This is a genomic window from Intrasporangium sp., from assembly GCF_035280925.1.
Classification (GTDB): Bacteria; Actinomycetota; Actinomycetes; order Actinomycetales; family Dermatophilaceae; genus Intrasporangium.
Genome location: NZ_DATEEY010000010.1, coordinates 85,484 through 103,533, shown reverse-complemented (window position 1 = coordinate 103,533; position 18,050 = coordinate 85,484). Strand labels below are relative to the sequence as shown.

Here is an 18,050-nt window from a genome sequence, read left to right as displayed (position 1 = left end):
GTGGCGGGGAGTGGTGGCGTGCCCACGCCTATCATAAGAGCGCCCGGACGCGGGCGAGCCCCTGTAGCTCAGTGGATAGAGCAAGAGCCTTCTAATCTCTTGGTCGCAGGTTCGAGTCCTGCCGGGGGCACCATGTGGTTCGCACGCCACCGCTGGCGCCCAACGGAATCGCGCTCCTTCAGAGCACCGGTGTCCCGATGAAGTCTTTCCGGTGCGCCGTGATCGCCTGCAGCAGAACCATTTCGCGCTGGGCCGCATCTCGTTCGGCAGTGCCGCGGACGAGGCGGGAGCGCAGCAGCGCCAGGTCGCTCGCGCTGTCCTGGAACGCGTCCATGGACCGTTGCGCCGCGCCGCCACCGCGCTCGCGTGCCCAGGCCCTGGCGGCCCGGCGAGTGCCAAGGTGCGAGAGCATGCTCACCTCGGCGTGCGTGAGCCATCCCGCGTCGGCATAGGCGGAGAGGTACTGCCCGATGAGCCGGCCCTCGCGTCGGCGCAGCCAGACGAGGAAGCCGATGAACGCGAGGAAGAGCGGCACCTGGAAGGTGATGTACGCGCTGAGAAAGCCCTCGATCCCGGCGATCGCCGAGAGGTTCCACGCGCCGTGCAGCAGGACCGCGCAGACCCATCCGCCGAGGATGGCGAGCGCCTTGACGCCACGGCCGCGGGTCGAGACGGCAATGCCGATGCCGATGCCGATGAGCGACGTGAAGAGCGGATGGCCGAAGGGCCCCATCAGGCCACGGACGATGAAGGTCGCGGTGAGGCCCTCGTTGCCCATCTCCGTGTAGGCCTGACCGAGGTACAGGATGTTCTCGCTGAAGGCGAAGCCGGCGCCGATCATCCCGGCATACACGATCCCGTCGATGATCCCGTCGAACTCGTGCCGACGCAGCAGGTAGATGAGGAAGATACCGAGGCCCTTGAGCGTCTCCTCCGTGATCGGCGCGAGGTACACGGCGCCCGTCTCGAACGGATCGCTCCAGTGGGACTGGACGAGCAGGGCCATCCCGAGCGAGTTGAGGAAGAAGGCGCCGACGACGGCGATGACGGCGCCCCACAGGAAGGCGGCCACGAGATATGGGACGGGTTCGGCCTCGTAGCGGTCGAGCCAGAGATAGGTCGGCACGATGATGATCAGCGGGATGAGCGCCATGAGCGTGGCGAGGATCGCTACCTGCGCCTCGAGCTGGTTGCCGATGATGCCGAGCAGGATGAGCAACGAGACGAGCAGCAGGACCGCCGCTACCCCGAGGGTGAGGATCCGCCGGAGCATGGGCCGCCAGGTGGGGTTGGGGTCGCGGCTCCATTCCTCGGCCTCCAGCCGGTCGAGCGCTCCGGACGGATCCCCAGAAGTCATGACGGCAGGCTAGTGCAGTACCGATGGCCCTGCGCCTCTATGGTGGTGCGGTGACGACGACGAATGAGGCGGCAAACCAGCGCGCCCGGTCCGACCGGATCATCTGGATCGACTGCGAGATGACCGGCCTCTCGTTGCGGACGGATGCGCTCGTCGAGGTCGCGGCGCTCGTCACCGACTTCGAGCTCACCGTGCTGGGTGACGGGATCGACGTCGTCATCAAACCCCCGGCAGAGGCCATCGAGCAGATGGACGAGTTCGTGCGGGACATGCACACGACCTCTGGACTGCTGGACGAGCTGGACCGGGGCGTCAGCCTGGCAGAGGCTCAGTCGCTGGTCCTCGACCATGTCCGCGAGTTCGTCCCCGAGCCGCGCAAGGCGCCGCTGGGTGGCAACAGCGTGGCGACCGACCGTGGCTTCCTCGCCCGCGACATGCCGGATCTCGAAGCGCATCTGCACTACCGGATCATCGACGTGTCATCGATCAAGGAGCTGTCCCGCCGTTGGTACCCAAGGGCCTACTTCAACGCCCCGAAGAAGGCCGGCGGACACCGCGCCCTGGCTGACATCAAGGAGTCGATCGCGGAGCTGCGGTACTACCGCGAGGCGGTGTTCGTGCCGCAGCCCGGTCCGGACTCCGCGACGGCGAAGGCGCTCGCGGAGTCGCATGTCGTCGAGCGCTGAAGCGGCACTGAAGGACTGAGGGGTGTCACGAGCACCCCTTTCGACCATGTACGATTGGCGTCGCTGTCCGCAGCGACGTGGTGGGTGTAGCTCAGCTGGTAGAGCACCTGGTTGTGGTCCAGGTGGTCGCGGGTTCAAGTCCCGTCACTCACCCCAGGTGATCCCCGCACGTGACCTCACGTGCGGGGATCTTTGCTTCCCAGCGACATGCGTCACAATGGGCGCGTGCTTTGTGGGAGGAAGGGATTCCAGCGGTTCACCGTGGGGCTCATCGTCGGCCTCGTGGTGCTGAGTCTGGCGCTGACCCTCGTGAGTGGCGCCCTGGCCGCTCCCGCCCCGGCGGAGATGGGCGCAGGCGGGCTGGGCCACGTCGCCAACGAGACGACAACACCTCCCGTCCCCGGAATCGTCAGCACGGACAACCCCAAACCCGTGACCGAGACGCCTCAAGGCACCTCCACCCAGGTGACGGACGAGGAGCACATCGGTGGGCTGGTCGCCTACCTCCTTTTCATGCTCGGTGGCGTGCTCCTGCTGCTGCGAGGAAAGCGTCGGGAGCGCCGCGAGCGGGTCGCGGCAATCGGCCCAGAGTCGATTTTGTCGCGCCATTGACGCCCTGCTACTGTTTCCCCTCGTCGCGCCGCTAGCTCAATTGGCAGAGCAAGTGACTCTTAATCACTGGGTTCGGGGTTCGAGTCCCTGGCGGCGCACCATCACTGCAGGTCATTCCTGTAGGAGCGGGGCCGTGTCAAGAGCGTTCGGGGTTGTTCTTGGCCGGCCCGGACGGTTGCTGGGCATGGCTGGGTGCGCGTCGAAGTCAAGGCTCGAGCGGAGCTCGACCGCGCAGCGGCCGAAGCGCCTTGGGGCCGGCGCCCGGAGAGTCGACAGTGTGGCGACGGCGGGCGTGTCGAGAGGTAGTCGTTCTGGACCTCGGTCCCCACCTCGCGGGTGGGAGTCCGATGGGGTGGCTCACCCCCAACCGCCGTAGGGGACAGTCAGGATCTCCAGGCTGTGCCCGTTCGGGTCGTTCCAGTAGAGTCCCCGGCCGCCATCGTCGTGGTTGACCGCTCTGGGACGCCGGTGGAACGGATCGGCCCACCAAGCCAACCCGCGCTCCTTGATGCGCTCGTGGATCTGGTCGAACTCCGGCTCAGAGACAAGAAACGCATAGTGCTGCGCGTGCGGCTTGCCGTGGTCGTCTGCGACATCGAGGGAGACATCATTGCTGACCTGGACGACGACGAAGGGACCGAACGTCGTCGGCTCCGGGAGGCCAAGGATCTCGACCAGGTGCCGGGCTGTCTCCTGCTTGTCGCGGGCCAGGACGATCGTGTGGTTCAGCTGAACAGCCATGTCGCTCCTTCTCCAGTGCGGACCCTCCAACCCAGTCTGACCGCGCGGCGCGAGTTCCGGGCTGCCGGATGCCACGCATGTGAGTAGGAGGGCGCCCTCACGGGTGCGGTGGGCCTCTCCCCCGTTGGACCGATGTCCTGACCGCGGTGGCAATCGGGCCTTCATCTGGTCGAGCCACGGTCGCGCCCTGACCTTTCGCGCACACCTCCTTGTCCTGCCCAACGCCCTTGCGCTTCCCCACGCCACTCCGCGCTCACCCGATATGGGTGACCACGCCTCACGAATCACCTTCCTAACGTGGTGGCAGACGCGAAGGGAGACCGTCATGGAGGGGCTCGCGAACGTGCCCAAACCGTTCAACGCGGACGATTACCTGGCACGTGCCAAGAGGGTGGTCGCCTCGGCCGCGGAAGAGGGCCTCGACGGGGTTCTCGTCACGCCGGGCCCCGACCTCGTCTGGCTCACCGGCTACCAGCCGACAGCGATCACCGAGCGGCTCACCGTGCTCGTGCTGGCGCGCGGGCAGGAGCCGACACTGCTGGTCCCGGCGCTCGAACGGCCTGACGCCGAAGCGGCCGAGGGCGCCAAGGGCCTCGCCGTCAAGGACTGGGCCGACGCCACCGACCCGTATGCGGCCGCGGCCGACCTGTTGCGCCCGGATGGTGCGTACGGGGTGTCCGACTCGGCCTGGGCCCTTCACCTGCTCGGACTCCAGGCCCGGCTGCCGGGGTCGAGGTACCGGTCCCTCACCGAGTGCCTGCCGATGATGCGGGCGGTCAAGGACGCGGAGGAGCTGGAGCGGCTCGCGGCCGCGGGCGCCGCGGCCGACGCGGCATACGGCGAGATCGTCACGCGCCGGTTCGCGGGGCGACGTGAGACCGAGGTCGCCGCCGACCTCGCCGCGCTCCTGCGCGAGTTCGGTCACGAGCAGGTCGACTTCACCGTCGTCGGATCCGGCCCCAACGGCGCCAACCCGCACCACGAGGCCGGCGACCGGGTGATTCACGTCGGGGACGCGGTGGTGCTCGACTTCGGCGGGCTCAAGTACGGCTACGGGTCCGACACCACGCGCACCGTGTGCGTCGGCGAGCCGACCGACGAGATCCGGAAGGTCCACGAGATCGTCCGCCTGGCCCAGCAGGCCGGGGTGGACGCGGTCCGTCCCGGCGCGTCCTGCCAGGACGTCGACCGCGCCGCTCGAGCCGTCATCGGCGAGGCCGGGTACGGCGAGGCTTTCATCCACCGCACCGGGCACGGCATCGGCGTCACGACGCACGAGCCGCCATACATGGTCGAGGGCGAGGAACGCCCCCTCATCCCGGGCATGTGCTTCTCGGTCGAACCCGGCATCTACCTCGCCGGCCGGTTCGGCGTGCGCATCGAGGACATCGTCACGGTCACCGAGGATGGGGTGCGCCGCCTCAATAACACCGACCACGGGCTGCGCGTCGTCGAGTGATCCCCGGGGCGGTTGGTCACCCGAAACAGGTGATGCGGGTCCCTCGGCCGCGCAAAACCATTGACGTGTCGGACGTCCGGCGACTCCACCGAGGAGGGATCGAGATGCGGTCTGATCACGTGTCCATGTCGATGAGCACCGATGGGCGGTGGGCGACATGAGTACAGCGGACGCGTCCGCGGACCAGCCACTGGTGCCTGCGGATGCCAGGGCGCGGGCCAAGGTACCCGCCAGGGCCTACATCACCTGGGTCGCACTGGCCCTGATGACCACCAGCTCCGTCGCGAGCCTGCGACCGGCGCCCACCATGGCGCTCTACGGTCTGGCCGCCGTGTTCCTCTACCTCGTGCCGGCGATCGTGTTCCTGCTGCCCACCTCGTTGGTCTCGGCCGAGCTGGCCTCGGGGTACGACGGCGGCGTCTACAACTGGGTATCCCGCGGAATCTCCAAGCCGATGGGCTTCCTCGCGGTGTGGTGCCAGTTCGCGATGACGATCTTCTACTACCCGAGTCTGCTCGGGTTCGTGGCGAGCACCCTGGCGTACGTGATCAACCCGGAGCTCGCCTCCAGTGGTGTGTGGACGGCTCTTGTCATCGTCGTCATCTACTGGTCCGGCGTCTGGGTGTCCTCGCGCGGCACCAAGGGCGTCGCCGGCCTCGCCAGCGGCGGGCTCATCATCGGCACCCTGATTCCGGGCGTGATCCTGGTGACCCTCGGTGTCGTCTTCCTCGGGCAGGGCAACGCGTCGGCGGCACCGATGGACGCCGACCATCTGCTCCCCGTCTGGGCCGGGCTGTCGAGCCTGGTGCTCATCGTCAACAACTTCCTGTCGTACTCCGGCATGGAGATGAACGCCGTGCACGTCGGCACCCTGCGCAACCCCGCTCGGGAGTTCCCGCGCGCGATCTTCTTGGCCATGGGCCTGGTGCTGCTCATCTTCATCCTCCCCGCGCTCGCGATCAGCTGGATCGTCCCGGCCGAGCAGCTGTCCCTGACCGCCGGCATCATGCAGGCGTTCGACACCGTGTTCGCGTACTTCGGCTCACAGTGGTTGACGCCGATCATCGGCATCATGCTCGTCACGGCGTCCCTGGGTGGCATGCTCACGTGGCTGGCCGGCCCCTCCAAGGGCCTGCTGCTCATCTCACGCCAGGAGGGCTACCTCCCGCCGTTCCTCCAGAGGCTGAACAAGAACGGCGTCCAGCAGAACATCCTGGTCACCCAGGGAGTCGTCACCACCGTGATCGCGCTGGGCTACGCGCTGGTCCCCACCGTCTCCAACGCCTACTGGATCTTCTCGGTCATCACGACACAGGTCTACCTCATCATGTACCTGCTGATGTTCGTCGCAGCGGTTCGGTTGCGCCGCAACGACCCCGACCACCCTCGCGGGTACCGGGCACCGATGCTGGGAGCCCTGTGCGGCGTCGGCTTCGCCGCCTCGCTCGCCGCACTCCTGGTCGGCTTCATCCCGCCGTCGCAGTTCGAGTCCGGCAACCCGGGCGTGTACCTGCTCATCGTCGCAGGCGGCGCGCTCGGCCTCGGCCTGCTCGTCCCATTCCTCTTCTACCGGCTGCGCAAACCGTCCTGGAAGCTGCCCGAGGGTTCGGAGGTGAGCCCATCATGACCGTCACCGAACAGTCCACCGACTCCGAGCGGAGGACGATCTACATCGTCGTGGGCGTCGTCGTGCTGGTACTTCTGGTCATCGCCCTGTTCTCGTACCGCTCGAAGGAGGCCACCCAGCAGGCCGATCAGAAGGCGGACCAGTTCATCGCCACGCTCTCCGCCGCGGGCGCTGCGACGCCCTCGAAGGACATGGTCGTTCGCGTCCTCGGGGACGACGGCGGCGCCATCTGCCAGGACCCGAATGCAGCCCTGAGCAGAGCCGCCCTGCTGGACCGGCTCATGAACGGTGCGGCCGGCCCGGGGATGCGACCGGTCATCGCCGACAACCGCGCGGTCAAGGGCGAGCTGCTGGTCATCCAGATCTACTGCCCGGACGAGCTTCCGACGTTCGAGGAGTTCGTCAACAGCCTGAACCTCGATGACATCGTGAAGGATTGAGTCGTGGAGCTGCGTGACCGGGTCGCCGGTCTCATGGAGCAGGCTCGCGCCGAACTGGCCGAGCTCGTCGCGATCCCGTCCGTCGCGGACCCGCGGCAGTACCCGCCCGAGGAGTGCGCCCGCGCTGCGACGTGGGTGCTCGACGCCTTCGCCACCGTCGGGTTCACCGACGCACGCCTCGCGGAGACCGCTGACGGCAGCCAGGCCGTGGTCGGCTCGCGTCCCTGCGGCGACCCCGACGCGCCGACGGTCCTGCTGTACGCCCACTACGACGTCCAGCCGCCGCTGAACGAGCAGGCTTGGCGCACACCGCCGTTCGAGCTCACCGAGGTCAATGGCCGTTGGTACGGCCGAGGTAGCGCGGACTGCAAGGGCAATATCGTCATGCACCTCACGGCGCTTCGGGCGCTCGGTGACGACGTCCCGGTGAACCTCAAGCTCGTCGTCGAGGGCTCCGAGGAGCAGGGCACGGGGGGGCTCGAGGCCTTCGTCCCGCCCAACGCCGACCTGCTCCGGGCCGACGCGATTCTCGTGTGCGACACCGGTAACGCGTCAGTCGGGGTCCCGGCAGCCACCGTGAGCCTGCGGGGCATGGTCAACGTCGTCGTCTCCGTCGAGGCCCTCGCGTCGGAGGTCCACTCCGGCATGTTCGGCGGAGCCGCACCCGACGCGCTGGCGGCCCTCGTCGCGATGCTCGGAACGCTGCGGGACCGCGAGGGCAACACGACGGTCACCGGTCTCGACAACTCCGGCGCGTGGATGGGGGAGCCCTATCCCGCAGAACAGTTCCGCAGCGACGCGGGGGTCGTCGAGGGTGCGGCGCTCCTCGGGGACGGCTCGGTCTCGGACATGCTGTGGGCGCGGTCGTCGGTCACGATCCTTGGGATCGACTGCCCACCGGTCGTCGGGTCGGCGGCAGCCATCTCCCCGCGAGCCCGGGCCCGCCTCAACCTCCGCATCCCGCCCGGCACGGCCCCAGAGGAGGCCGAGAAGGCGCTGCACCAGCATCTGCTCGCCGCGGCCCCTTGGGGTGTGCACGTGACGATCGACACCGAGGCGACGGGATCCCCCTTCCATGCCGCGACCGACGGCCCTGCCTACGGGGCCATGGCGGCCGCGATGCAGGAGGCGTACGGGAGGCCGATGGCCAAGCTCGGCCAAGGCGGCTCGATCCCACTGTGCAACGTGTTCGCCGAGACCTATCCCGACGCGGAGCTGTTCCTCATGGGCGTGGAGGAGCCGCAGGCCCTCATCCACGCCCCGAACGAGAGCGTCGACCCCTCCGAGATCGCGAACATGGCGCTGGTCGAGGCTCTCTTCCTCCAGCGGTACGCGACAGCCCGCGGCTGAGCGCGCACCTGACGGCGCTGGCGCTGTTCCATCGTGGCACCCAGGCAGTCATCGCCATCGGACGAACCGCGCACCCCGGGCCATCGGCGCCCGGAGCGCAGGGGCTTCTGGGGGCGCATCGCCCACATCGCCCAGAATCTCGCCGGCGAAGTCCCCGCCACACCCGAGCCGGTGGTGGCGCAACCACCCGAGCAGGTGCTGGAGCTGCTCCGCAACCTCGGCGTCGCCCTGACCCGGACGGGTGAGCCGGCGGACCGGGTCACCCAGATCCTCGACGAGGTCGCCACGATGTATGGCGCCACCGGCGTGACGTTCTTCGTCGTGCCCACGGGGCTGTTCGTGCGCATCGACCTCGGACCGGCGAGCCAGGTCGACTTCAAGACCGGCGGCAGCACGCCCATGCGCCTCGACCAGGTGGACGCCCTCTACCGTCTCGTCGACGACATCCGGCACGCGACGGTCGACGCGGCGACCGCGCACCGTCGCCTTGACGAGCTGCTGTCCGCGCCGCCGCGGTTCGGATCCGTCGTGGCTGTCATCGGCAGCGGCGTCCTCACCCTCGGACTCGGGCTCATGCTCAACCCGACCGTCGCGGCCATGCCGGCCTTCGTCCTGCTCGGGTTCCTCACCGGATTCATGCGGTGGTGGGCGGACAAGGACCCGATGCTCTCGCTGATGCTGCCGGTCGCCACGGCGTTCGTCGTTACGTGGGCGGTCTTCGGCTGGGTGGCCCCACTGCTCGACGCCCCGCCACTCGAGATCGTCATCCCGGCCCTCGTCACGTTCCTGCCGGGGGCCGCGTTGACCATGGGCACGGTCGAGCTGTCGAGCGGGGACATGCTCGCGGGCTCGGCCCGGTTGGTCTACGGCCTCGAGCGCCTGCTGCTGCTCTCGTTCGGCATCGCGATGGGCGCACAGCTGGCCGGCATACCGACGCTGTCCGGCGAGCCCGCCCGCGCACTCGGTGCGTGGGCGCCGTGGGTCGGTGTGCTCGTCTTCGGGGTGGGCCAGTATGTCGCGTCGTCGGCGCCGCGGCGAACGCTCGGCTGGCTGCTGGTGGTGCTCTACGTCGGGTATGCCGTCCAGTTCCTCGCCGGGCGCACGCTGGGATCGCTCGGGGCGAGCTTCATCGCGGCAGCCGCCGTGCTTCCGGTGTGCTACGCCATTCAGAGCCGGAGGAGCGGGCCACCGGTGCCGGTGACGTTCCTGCCCACCTTCTGGCTGTTGGTGCCCGGGGCCCTGGGCCTGCAGGGCGTCGCGCAGATCATTGGCGCCGACGAGGCCGCCGGGCTGGGCGACTTCCTCAACGCGCTCATGTCCATCGTTGCCATCGCGGTCGGCGTGCTCGTGGGCTCCGGCATCTCGGAACGCCTCGGCCGCGCCACCTCGACCTGGCGCGGGATCTAGGAGGGACTGGTCCGCCTCGTCGCCGGACGAGTCACGGGGTCTGTTGCAGCACCGGCGTGGCCGAGGTGGGCAGGGTGTGCAGCGGAGCCGCAGCGGCGGATGCAGCATCCTGCACCGTGCCGCGCGCGGTCTGGTGGCGACCCATGACGACCGCCATGAGGAGCCCTGCGACGCTGAACGCGGCCATCATCCACGACGCCGCACCGAGGCCGGACGAGAGGGCATCGGCGCGGGACGCACCCTCAGCCGTCTGGCTGGCGATCACGGCGCCGTAGATGGACGCGGCGAGCGCGGTCGCGACGGCCGCCCCGACGTAGCGGGCCATGTTCGAGACGCCCGAGGCGGCGCCGACCTGGTTCGCGGAGACGCACGCCGTCGAGGCCGAGGACGCCGGGCCGTTGGACAGGCCCATGCCGACAGCGATGGCGATGAGCGGGAGGACGAACGCGCCGTACCTCCAGTCCGACTGGACGAAGCCGACGGCAGCGAATCCCACCGCGGTCAGGAGGAACCCGAGCCCGATGACCTGCCTCCCACCGACACGCGCGGCCAGCTTGGGCACGAACGCCGCGATCGCGACCAGGCCGGCCGTCGCCGGAAGCGTGGCGATCCCGGCTTGCAGCGGGCTGAAGCCGAGGGTGGCTGGGTCTTGGAAGTACAGGCTGAGCAGGTACATCAGGCCGTTGATCGTCCCCGCGCCGATGAGGATCGCGATGGTGGCCCCGACGAGGATCCGGTTGCGCAGCAGGGCCAGATCGAGCAGCGGCACCTCCACGCGACGTTCGACCACGACGAACAGGTAACCCGCGACGACCGTCACGACGAAGCACCCGATGGTCGCCAGGGAGCCCCAACCCCAGACGCTTCCCTGGCTGAGGGCCAGGATGAGCGGGCCCAGGATGAGGGCGACCAGCACGGTGCCCGCGTAGTCGATGGAGCCGGACCGGCTGGGATCCCGCGACTCGGACACCGTGAAGTAGGTCAGCACCATGCAGACCGCGCCGACGACGGCGTCGACCCAGAAGAGACCCTGCCAACCGGTGACGCCCACGAGCACGCCCCCGAGCAGCGGGCCCGCAGCCGCGCCGACGGCAGCGGCCGCGCCCCACAACGAGACCGCGCGCAGCTGTGCTTCACCGCTGTTGGCGACCGAGAGCAGGCTGAGACCACACGCCAGGATCGTCGACCCGGCAGCCCCCTGGATGAACCGCCCGGCGATGACCATCTCGCCCGAGGACGAGAGCGCGATCAGCACACAGGACGCCACGAACAGCAGCAAGCCGAGCTGGAAGACGCGCTTGCGCCCGAAGACGTCGCCCAACGAGCCCGACGTGATGATCACGGCGGCGCCCACGAGCGAGTACCCGGTCACCGCCCACTGGAGGGTCGTGACGCTCATCCCCGTGTCCTCGCTGATCGCCGGCAGCAGGATGCTCACCGCTGAGGTGTTGGCGTTGACGACCAGCGTCGAGAGGCAGGTGGCCGCGAGGACGCCGCCGGCGCGTGTGGTGACCTCGACATCGCTCATGACGTCACGCTAGGTGGCGAGACGTCCCCTGACGTCACCCTTATCGGGCGAGCGCGCGACCCCCGATCACAGCAGAAGGCTCGCCCGAAACGGGTGAATGACTGGGCTGAAGCAGCAACTACGGTGCGAACCACGGGAGTCCGACGCGCACAGAGCGTGCTCCCGGACGAGGAGGGGTTCATGCCTGTCGGTTGGACGCGACCAATGTCCGCACGGCCCCCCCGTGGCCGGACCCGCTCCCTCGGCGTGGCCGCCGCCGCTGCCCTTTGCCTGCTGGGCGGGTGCAGCAGCACGGGCGGCGACACGGCCCTGCAGGCCGCCGAGGCGAAGGTGACCAGCGCGCAGAAGGCTCTCGATGATGCCAAGTCAGCGGCCGCCGCGGCCAGCGCGCAGTTCTGTCGGGCCAGCGCGAGCTACATCACGGCGCTGGACCGCTATGGAGACGTCCTCAACCAGACGGCGCCGACGGTCGGGGACGTCAAGACCGCCGGCGACGACGTGAAGCAGCCGGGCAAGGACGCGGCGTCGTCGGGACAGGCTGCCGTCGAGGCGCACCAGGAGGTGGCCAACGCCGAGCAGGACCTCGCCACGGCCCAGGCCGAGCTCGACGCCGCCCGCGCTTCGGCGACGGGTGGCACCGTGAAAGGGCCGGCGACGCTGGCGACACCGACTACGACTACGACTACGACACCGACTACGACACCGACGGTGCCCACCGAAACCGTGACCCGTGTCCAGCAGGCCGAGAGCGAGTTCGCGACAGCACAGGGTGGCATCTCGGATGACACCCCGCTACGCGCAGCTTCCCAGCAGTTCAACGCGGCGGCCGTCGCGCTCGAGATGTCCTGGCTGCAGCTGTATGCCGCGGCTGGTTGCCTGACCGAGGCACAGCAGGAGGACGCCGCCAAGGTGGTCCACGACTACACCGCAGCGGTGCAGCAGGACCTGACCGACGCCGGCTACTACACGGGCAAGGTCGACGGAGTGTATGGCCCGGCGACTGTCGCCGCGGTGGAGGCGTTGCAGAAGGAGCATGGACTGCCGGTAACGGGGGCGATGGACAAGGCCACCGAGGCGGCCTTGCGGTCCGACCTGGCGGCCCGGGGCGGCGTGGCCGCGGAAGCCGCTGTCGCCTCCACCGCGGCGCTCCAGCAGACGCTGAAGCTCGCCGGGTACTGGGACGGTCCGGTGGACGGGCAGTGGTCCGACTCCCTCACCGACGCGTTGAAGGCGGTGCAGAAGGACCTGGGCGTCCCGGAGACGGGGACGGTCGACGCCACGACCGTTTCCGCGTTCGAGAAGGCAATCGAGAAGTCGAAGGAGACCCCGACGGTCACGACCACGGTGACCCAGACGACGACGGCGTCGCCGTCCCTTACGTCAGGGACCACCGGCGCCGACGGGCAGTAGCTGCGTCGCGAAGCAGGACAGCCGGGGAGCAACCGACCAGTCCGGTGGGCGCAGGCCGGATGGCGAAGCACTCCGCAGCGGCGGACGCGTCGCCCGCACGAGTGCCTGTCGCCTTTGTCCAATCCCAACGCGTCGATCGCTGGCAGAGTGTCGGACATGACGACGAACGCATCGACGACCGCGCGCCTGGCCATGATCACCCTCGACTGCGCCGACCCGGGCCCGGTCAGCTCATTCTGGGGTGACCTGCTCGGCTGGGAGCTGACCTACGGCGACGACAACTACGCGATGCTGCAGGGGCCGTCGCACGCGCTCGGCTTCGGGCGGGTCGACGACTACGAGCCACCCGCCTGGCCGAACCCGCAGGGCACCAAGCAGTTCCACTTCGATCTCGCTGTCGACGACATCCCGGCAGCCGAGAAGCGAGCCGTCGAGCTCGGAGCCTCGGTGCCCGCCGAGCAGCCTGGCGAGGACCGCTGGAAGGTGCTCCTCGACCCGGCCGGCCACCCGTTCTGTCTGACCAACGCTGCGAACTGGTAACGAGCGCGGTTGCCCGAGCCGGCCCAGCGGCACACGGCAAGGACCGGATCCGGCTTAGAGGTAGAGGCCGGTCTGGCCGTCGTCGATGCGGGATGCGGCGACGGCATGGATGTCCCGCTCCCGCAGCAGCGCGTAGTCGTGTCCCTGCAGCTCCACCTCGGCCCGCTCCTCCGGGTCGAAGAGGACCCGGTCCCCGAGCTGCACCAGCCTGACATTCGGACCGGTGGCGACCACCTCGGCCCAGACAAGGCGTCGGCCGACCGAGGCCGTCGCAGGAATGAGGATGCCGCCGCCGCTCCGGCGCTCGCCCTCGCGCTCGAGGCTGACGAGGAGTCGGTCGTGGAGCATGCGGATCGGCAGCTTGGACGCTGCCGACCCGCTCGTTGACGTGCTCTTTGCCATCTGCTTGCGCTGGTCCCCGGATGCCCAGCGAGGGTCAGCGGTGCCGGCGCCGGCGAAGCAGGCCAACCACGACAACGAAGGCAACCACGGCACCCGCGACCGCCGCGATCCGCTCGACCCGAAGGTCGCCATCGGGCGTGTGGGTCGCCTCGTTGATCCGGAGCGCGAGGCTCTGCACCTGGCGCTGCACCATGACCTGGGGCTGCGCCCGATAGGCAAGCTCGTTGACGGTTCCCTCGAGGCGCGCTCGGGCGGCCTCGATGTCCCTCTCGATCCGTGCAGTGTCCGTCATGACGGGTCCTTTCGGCAGGCTGGTGTCGACTCTAGTGGGGCGAGGCGCCAGCGAGCGTCAGGCCGCGATGCCGAGGTCGCGTCGGAGCTTCGCGACGTGACCGGTGGCCTTGACGTTGTAGAGGGCGTGCGAGATGACGCCGTCCTCGTCGATGACGAACGTCGAGCGGATCACGCCCTCCATCGTCTTGCCGTAGAGCTTCTTCTCCCCGTAGGCGCCGTAGGCACGGTGGACGACGAGCGACTCGTCCGACAGCAGCGGAATGGTGAGCGCGTCGCGCTCGCGGAACTTCGCCAGCTTGGCTGGCTTGTCCTTGCTGATCCCGATGACCTCGTAGCCGTCCCGGCGGAGCGACTCGAGTGAGTCGCTGAAGTCGCAGGCCTGCTTCGTGCACCCGGGGGTCATGGCTGCCGGGTAGAAGTAGACGATCACCTTCCGTCCGCGGAGGTCGGCGAGGCCCACCGATGCGCCGGTGTCGTCGGGAAGCGTGAAGTCGGGGGCCTGGTCGCCCGGCTCGAGTCGGTCGCTCACGGGGTCTCCTTCGTCGGGGGTGGTTCACGAGAGTGCGGACGGCGGGACTCGAACCCGCACGCCGATGGCACAGGAACCTAAATCCTGCGTGTCTACCAGTTCCACCACGTCCGCCTGTGCGGCCCTGCTGACCTCGAGAGCCGGGGACCAGCCTAGTTGCCTAGGCTGACGGCATGCGGCAACGGATGAGCACGGGCAGCCCATGGGAGGACCTCGTCGGCTATTCACGTGCAGTGCGGGTCGGCGACACGGTGCACGTGTCCGGCACCACCGCCGTCCGGGACGGGCAGGTCGTCGGCGCCGGAGACGCCTACACCCAGACGAAGGTGGCGCTCGACATCGTGACCGCTGCCCTGGCCGAGCTCGGGGCCACGCCGGCCGACGTGGTCCGCACGCGAATGTTCGTCACAGACATCTCTCGATGGGAGGAGTACGGCCGGGCCCATGGTGAGGTCTTCGGGGATTTGCGGCCGACTGCCTCCATGCTCGAGGTCTCGGCGCTCATCCACCCGGACCTCCTCGTCGAGATCGAGGCGGAGGCGATCGTCGACGCGCAGGCCTGACTGGAGAACGACCATCCCGTATGCCGCTGAGCTCGCTTCCGGAAGGCACGTGGCCACGGGTGCGTGGCGAGCTCACTCGACGCGCACGGTCACCGTGTGGAGGCCTTCCGCACCGTTGGGCGCCGGGGGTCGCACGTCGGCCGACTGCAGCGTCCCCCTCATGTCCCGCGCACGCACCCGCAGCGTGTGGCTTCCGGGCGTCGCGTCCCAGTCGAGGACCCATTGGCGCCATGCGTCGATGCTCGCGTCTGCCGCCAACCGCGCCGGCTCCCACGGACCGTCGTCGACCTGGACCGCCACCTCGGCGATCCCGCGATGCTGGGCCCATGCCACTCCCGCAACCGCGACGCGGCCGGCAGGCACCGTGGCGCCTGAGCGAGGGACGTCGATCCGCGACGAGGTCTTGATCGGGCCCTCGGCTGACCAGCCTCGCGGAGTCCAGTAGCCGACGTCCTCCGCGAACGTCGTCACCTTCAGCTCGGTCACCCATTTGCACGCCGAGACGTAGCCGTACAGCCCCGGCACGACGAGCCGCACGGGGAAGCCGTGCTCGAACGGCAGCGGCTCACCGTTCATGCGCACGGCGAGCAGGGCGTTGCGGTCGTCGGTCATGGCCGTCAGCGGTGTCCCGCACGTCCACCCGTCCGCGCTCGTCTGGAGCACCATGTCGGCGCCGAGCCGCGGACCAGCCTGTGCGAGCAGCTCGCGCACCGGCCAGCCGGTCCACACGGCGTTGCCCACGAGGTCCCCACCGACCTCGTTGGAGACGCAGGTCAGCGTCACGAGCGACTCCCGCATCGGCTTGTCCTGCAAGGTGTTCCAGTCGATCTCGACCTCCCGCTCGACCATCCCGGTGACCCGGAGGCGCCACTCGTCGGCGTTGAGCCGCGGCACGACGATCGCGGTGTCGATCCGGTAGAAGTCATCGTTGGGCACGATGAACGGGGTCGCCCCGGAGATTCTCAGGTCGGCGCCCGCCGGCACCGAGATCTTCGTTGCCCGGGCGGGTGCGCGAGCGATCGCCTCGCGCGAAGCCGTGGCCGCCGCCGAGCCACCCCAGAGCAGCCCGCCGACGTATGCCGCTGAGCCGCCTGCGGCTGCTCCCAACAGAAGGCGTCGCGCCGGGTTGTCCGCCCCCACATCGTCCACCGCCCGGGTGCCGCGGCGGAGGAACCACAGGCCCACGACGGTCCCGAGCAGCGTCGGAACAGCGTCGAGGAGTGACGCGTCTGGCCTCGAGAGGACCGCCGCCACGCCAGCGGCCCCGAGGGCGCTGAATGCGACGAGGGCCGCCGTGAGCCTGGTCCGGGCGAGCACGCCGATGAGGGCACAGAGGGCGGCAAGGACGACGACGACGCCGACCAGGAGGGCGCGCTTGTCATTCGTGCCGAAGGCGGCGATGGCAAGGTCCTTGAGCCACGGAGGTGTCCGGTCGACGAAGGCGCTGCTGACCGCGGCGATCGGGGCGGCCTGACCACCGGTCCTGCCGACCCCCTCGAGGAGCGCCGCGACCAGGGTGCTCAGCCCGACGGTGAGCAGCCCCGCGACGAGACCGTTCGCCGCGTCGGCCAGGGCAGACCCCGGCTGCGCCGCGGTTGGCGTGCTCGCGACCGGGTCGCCTGCCGTCGGGCTGGTCGAGGTCATTGGCGCAGCAGCTCCCTCAGGTGCGGCGCCAAGGCGCGAAACGCGCGGAACCGGTGCGAGACGCCGTTCTTCTCGTCCGCCGCATACTCCGCGAGCGTGCGTTCCCTCCCCCGGTCCGGCTGATCCTCCGGAACGAAGATGGGGTCGTAGCCGAAACCGCCCGTGCCCCGGGGCTCGTGAGCGACCCGGCCGGGAAAGCGGCCGGTCTCGACCGCTGACCGCCCATCGGGGAGGACGAGTGCGGCCGCACAGACGAACGCCGCACCACGGTGCTGCTCGCGGACGTCGCCGAGCTGGGCGAGCAGCAGCTCGAGATTCGCCCGGTCGGCACCCGGTCCCTTGCTCCCGGACCAGCGGGCGCTGAAGATGCCCGGGGCGCCTCCGAGCACGTCGACGGCAAGACCTGAGTCGTCCGCGAGCGCCGGGAGGCCCGTCGTCCCCGCCGCGGACTGCGCCTTGAGCACAGCGTTCTCGGCGAAGGTGACACCGTCCTCGACGACGTCCGGTGCATCGGGGAACTCGTCCAGGCCGACGATGTCGAGGCCCAGCTCGCCGCAGACGTCAGCGAGGATCTCGCGCAGCTCCTCGACCTTGTGGTGGTTGCGCGTGGCGAGGACGACCTTCGTCATGAGGCCGCCCCCTCGGCACCAGGGGCGAGCGCCGCCTGCTGCGCGGCGGTGAGGTCGGCGCAGCCCTTGGCGGCCAGCTCGAGCAGCTCGTCGAGGAGGGCTCGCTCGAATGGCTGCCCCTCGGCGGTGCCCTGCACCTCGATGTAGCGACCGTCACCGGTCATGACGACGTTCATGTCCGTGTCGGCCGTGACGTCTTCCTCGTAGTCGAGGTCGAGGGCCGCCTGCCCGCCGACGATGCCGACCGACACCGCCGCCACCGAGCCGGTCAGCGGCTGCGCACTCTTGCCGATCAGGCCCTTCGTCCGGGCGTCCGCGATGGCGTCGGCGAGCGCCACGTAGGCACCCGTGATGGCGGCCGTCCGTGTCCCCCCGTCGGCCTGCAGGACGTCGCAGTCGAGAATGATCGTGTTCTCCCCCAAGGCCTTCGTGTCGATGACGGCGCGGAGACTCCGTCCGATGAGCCGGGAGATCTCGTGCGTGCGGCCACCGATCCGGCCCTTGACGGACTCGCGGTCGGAGCGGGTATTCGTCGCGCGCGGCAACATGGCGTACTCGGCCGTCACCCAGCCGGTCCCCTTGCCCTTCAGCCAGCGCGGCACTCCCTCGGTGAACGAGGCTGCGCAGAGGACCCGGGTGCGCCCGAACTCGACCAGGACGCTCCCCTCCGCATGGTCGAGCCAGCCGCGGGTGATCCGGACCTCGCGGGTCTCGTCGGGGGCACGTCCGTCATGTCGTGTGGCAGTCATGCCCAGAAGGCTAGCCATCCCTCAACGGTAGGCCTCCCCGCGCCCCGATGAGCCAGCCCGCGCCCGACGTCACGGAGACGTAA

19 protein-coding genes and 4 tRNA genes are annotated in these 18,050 nt (G+C 69.5%); 13 read left to right on the top strand and 10 right to left on the bottom strand.

Translation table 11 applies throughout. From position 1 onward, the window contains the following. Window positions 1-57: 57 nt before the first annotated feature. Window positions 58-133, top strand: a tRNA-Arg gene (locus VJN29_RS01105). A gap of 45 nt (window positions 134-178) precedes the next feature. Here VJN29_RS01105 and VJN29_RS01100 read toward each other — a convergent pair. Next, entirely contained in the window at window positions 179-1,357 is a 1,179-nt protein-coding gene (locus VJN29_RS01100) for a PrsW family intramembrane metalloprotease (protein ID WP_324141538.1), read from the bottom strand. 50 nt (window positions 1,358-1,407) lie between these two features. Here VJN29_RS01100 and orn point away from each other — a divergent pair, with 50 nt between their 5' ends. From orn to VJN29_RS01080, 4 genes are all read left to right on the top strand, one after another. Then, the gene (gene orn / locus VJN29_RS01095; protein WP_324141536.1) at window positions 1,408-2,043 is read left to right on the top strand and encodes an oligoribonuclease; all 636 of its coding nucleotides are present in this window, start codon (window positions 1,408-1,410) and stop codon (window positions 2,041-2,043) included. Window positions 2,044-2,123: 80 nt separating this feature from the next. Further along, window positions 2,124-2,199: transfer RNA gene (locus tag VJN29_RS01090), tRNA-His, on the top strand. Window positions 2,200-2,268: 69 nt separating this feature from the next. Next, window positions 2,269-2,655 (top strand): hypothetical protein, encoded by a 387-nt coding sequence (locus VJN29_RS01085; protein WP_324141534.1) that lies wholly within the window; start codon window positions 2,269-2,271, stop codon window positions 2,653-2,655. Window positions 2,656-2,680: 25 nt separating this feature from the next. Further along, window positions 2,681-2,756: transfer RNA gene (locus VJN29_RS01080), tRNA-Lys, on the top strand. Window positions 2,757-3,012: 256 nt separating this feature from the next. Here VJN29_RS01080 and VJN29_RS01075 read toward each other — a convergent pair. Beyond that, window positions 3,013-3,396, bottom strand: a complete 384-nt coding sequence (locus VJN29_RS01075; protein WP_324141532.1) for a VOC family protein — start codon at window positions 3,394-3,396, stop codon at window positions 3,013-3,015. A gap of 325 nt (window positions 3,397-3,721) precedes the next feature. Between VJN29_RS01075 and VJN29_RS01070 the strand changes: the two genes are divergently transcribed. From VJN29_RS01070 to VJN29_RS01050, 5 genes are all read left to right on the top strand, one after another. Beyond that, the gene (locus VJN29_RS01070; RefSeq protein WP_324141530.1) at window positions 3,722-4,855 is read left to right on the top strand and encodes an aminopeptidase P family protein; all 1,134 of its coding nucleotides are present in this window, start codon (window positions 3,722-3,724) and stop codon (window positions 4,853-4,855) included. A 157-nt stretch (window positions 4,856-5,012) separates the two neighbouring features. Then, on the top strand, window positions 5,013-6,482 hold the full coding sequence (locus VJN29_RS01065; protein ID WP_324141528.1) for an APC family permease: 1,470 nt from the start codon (window positions 5,013-5,015) through the stop codon (window positions 6,480-6,482). Further along, window positions 6,479-6,922: a hypothetical protein gene (locus VJN29_RS01060; protein ID WP_324141526.1), complete on the top strand. Its 444-nt coding sequence runs from the start codon at window positions 6,479-6,481 to the stop codon at window positions 6,920-6,922. The genes VJN29_RS01065 and VJN29_RS01060 overlap by 4 nt, the downstream gene beginning before the upstream one ends. A gap of 3 nt (window positions 6,923-6,925) precedes the next feature. After that, window positions 6,926-8,272 (top strand): dipeptidase, encoded by a 1,347-nt coding sequence (locus VJN29_RS01055; protein ID WP_324141524.1) that lies wholly within the window; start codon window positions 6,926-6,928, stop codon window positions 8,270-8,272. Window positions 8,273-8,305: 33 nt separating this feature from the next. Next, the gene (locus tag VJN29_RS01050; protein ID WP_324141522.1) at window positions 8,306-9,679 is read left to right on the top strand and encodes a threonine/serine ThrE exporter family protein; all 1,374 of its coding nucleotides are present in this window, start codon (window positions 8,306-8,308) and stop codon (window positions 9,677-9,679) included. A gap of 31 nt (window positions 9,680-9,710) precedes the next feature. Here the strand turns inward: VJN29_RS01050 and VJN29_RS01045 are convergent, their stop codons facing one another. Continuing rightward, window positions 9,711-11,207 carry an MFS transporter gene (locus VJN29_RS01045; RefSeq protein WP_324141520.1) on the bottom strand — a complete coding sequence of 499 codons (1,497 nt, stop codon included), beginning with the start codon at window positions 11,205-11,207 and terminating at the stop codon, window positions 9,711-9,713. Between the two features lie 204 nt (window positions 11,208-11,411). On the opposite strand from VJN29_RS01045, the gene VJN29_RS01040 reads away from it, so the two are divergent. Then, window positions 11,412-12,617 carry a peptidoglycan-binding domain-containing protein gene (locus VJN29_RS01040; RefSeq protein WP_324141518.1) on the top strand — a complete coding sequence of 402 codons (1,206 nt, stop codon included), beginning with the start codon at window positions 11,412-11,414 and terminating at the stop codon, window positions 12,615-12,617. Window positions 12,618-12,773: 156 nt separating this feature from the next. Then, window positions 12,774-13,157: a VOC family protein gene (locus tag VJN29_RS01035; protein WP_324141517.1), complete on the top strand. Its 384-nt coding sequence runs from the start codon at window positions 12,774-12,776 to the stop codon at window positions 13,155-13,157. 54 nt (window positions 13,158-13,211) lie between these two features. Here VJN29_RS01035 and VJN29_RS01030 read toward each other — a convergent pair whose 3' ends face one another. From VJN29_RS01030 to VJN29_RS01015, 4 genes are all read right to left on the bottom strand, one after another. Next, window positions 13,212-13,559: a co-chaperone GroES gene (locus VJN29_RS01030; protein ID WP_324141515.1), complete on the bottom strand. Its 348-nt coding sequence runs from the start codon at window positions 13,557-13,559 to the stop codon at window positions 13,212-13,214. A 34-nt stretch (window positions 13,560-13,593) separates the two neighbouring features. Continuing rightward, window positions 13,594-13,851: a DUF3618 domain-containing protein gene (locus VJN29_RS01025; protein ID WP_324141513.1), complete on the bottom strand. Its 258-nt coding sequence runs from the start codon at window positions 13,849-13,851 to the stop codon at window positions 13,594-13,596. A 57-nt stretch (window positions 13,852-13,908) separates the two neighbouring features. After that, window positions 13,909-14,382, bottom strand: a complete 474-nt coding sequence (gene bcp / locus VJN29_RS01020) for a thioredoxin-dependent thiol peroxidase (protein WP_324141512.1) — start codon at window positions 14,380-14,382, stop codon at window positions 13,909-13,911. Between the two features lie 33 nt (window positions 14,383-14,415). Continuing rightward, window positions 14,416-14,496 (bottom strand) — tRNA-Leu (locus VJN29_RS01015). A 59-nt stretch (window positions 14,497-14,555) separates the two neighbouring features. Between VJN29_RS01015 and VJN29_RS01010 the strand changes: the two genes are divergently transcribed. Beyond that, complete coding sequence (locus tag VJN29_RS01010) at window positions 14,556-14,945, top strand: RidA family protein (protein ID WP_324141510.1); 390 nt, start codon at window positions 14,556-14,558, stop codon at window positions 14,943-14,945. 72 nt (window positions 14,946-15,017) lie between these two features. On the opposite strand, the gene VJN29_RS01005 is transcribed toward VJN29_RS01010, so the two are convergent. The 3 genes from VJN29_RS01005 to rph are packed head-to-tail and all read right to left on the bottom strand — an operon-like array spanning window position 15,018 to window position 17,967. Next, window positions 15,018-16,589: a molybdopterin-dependent oxidoreductase gene (locus VJN29_RS01005; protein ID WP_324141508.1), complete on the bottom strand. Its 1,572-nt coding sequence runs from the start codon at window positions 16,587-16,589 to the stop codon at window positions 15,018-15,020. Continuing rightward, complete coding sequence (rdgB, locus tag VJN29_RS01000; protein ID WP_324141506.1) at window positions 16,586-17,218, bottom strand: RdgB/HAM1 family non-canonical purine NTP pyrophosphatase; 633 nt, start codon at window positions 17,216-17,218, stop codon at window positions 16,586-16,588. Before rdgB ends, VJN29_RS01005 begins: the two co-directional genes overlap by 4 nt. Beyond that, window positions 17,215-17,967 carry a ribonuclease PH gene (rph, locus tag VJN29_RS00995; RefSeq protein ID WP_324141504.1) on the bottom strand — a complete coding sequence of 251 codons (753 nt, stop codon included), beginning with the start codon at window positions 17,965-17,967 and terminating at the stop codon, window positions 17,215-17,217. Before rph ends, rdgB begins: the two co-directional genes overlap by 4 nt. Window positions 17,968-18,050: the final 83 nt, after the last annotated feature.